The following is an 824-nucleotide window of genomic DNA, read 5'->3' as shown; positions in this document are numbered from 1 at the left end:
TCCGGGCTTGATCGTCCACGCCGAGGACGATACGTCGGTTTCGGTCAAGGAATCGCAACTGATCCACGAGGCTTGGTTTGACAGTCGCTTTCTGCGTCTGCCCCAGGGCGGACATCAGCGAGTCCTGGCCGATCCCCGTGTCATTGATGGCGTGTTATCACTGCTGGCGGGGCGCAGCCTGCAAGCGCGGCAATCGGCCTGAGCTTCCGTTACACTGCCCCGATCCATATATGACAGGAGACGGGCATGGGCTGGGATCGGGCAACGCCGTTCATCATTGACCTTCAGGTAAATGCCGAAGACATCGACGGGCTGGGCCACGCCAACAATGCGGTGTACGTCACCTGGCTGGAACGCTGCGCCTGGCGGCATTCCCAGCGCCTGGGCCTGGACCTGGTGGAATATCGGCGATTGGATCGAGCCATGGCGGTGGTGCGGCATGAAATCGATTACCTGGCGGCGGCCTATGAAGGCGACGAATTGCAGCTGGCGACCTGGATCGTCGACTGGGACCAGCGATTGAAGATGACCCGGCATTTCCAGCTGGTCCGTCCCAGCGACAACACCACGTTGCTGCGGGCCCAGACCACCTTCGTCTGCATCGAACTGTCCACCGGCCGGCCCAAGCGCATGCCGGCGGAATTCATCGAAGGTTACGGTGTGGCGCTGAACCTGGGTGGGAGCGAGCCTGCTCGCGAAGGCGGCGGTGCAGCCAGCATCTCTGCAAACTGACCCACCGCTTTCGCTCGGCTCCCATGGGATTGATGGTGGACTCCAATTCTGTGAACACCTCGGAACCCTGTGGGAGCGAGCTTGCTCGCGAT

The 824-nt window shown here is 61.8% G+C and carries 1 protein-coding gene and 1 pseudogene; both read left to right on the top strand.

Annotated features, from left to right (window positions below):
- A pseudogene (locus OC610_RS28250) lies at positions 1–202 on the top strand (alpha/beta hydrolase); the annotation flags it as partial.
- A gap of 44 nt (positions 203–246) precedes the next feature.
- The gene (locus tag OC610_RS28245) at positions 247–732 is read left to right on the top strand and encodes an acyl-CoA thioesterase (protein ID WP_264432971.1); all 486 of its coding nucleotides are present in this window, start codon (positions 247–249) and stop codon (positions 730–732) included.
- Positions 733–824 lie beyond the last annotated feature (92 nt).

Origin of the sequence: Pseudomonas agronomica, assembly GCF_025917275.1 — a bacterium.
Taxonomy (GTDB): domain Bacteria; phylum Pseudomonadota; class Gammaproteobacteria; order Pseudomonadales; family Pseudomonadaceae; genus Aquipseudomonas; species Aquipseudomonas agronomica.
This window is presented reverse-complemented; position numbering and strand designations above follow the sequence as displayed.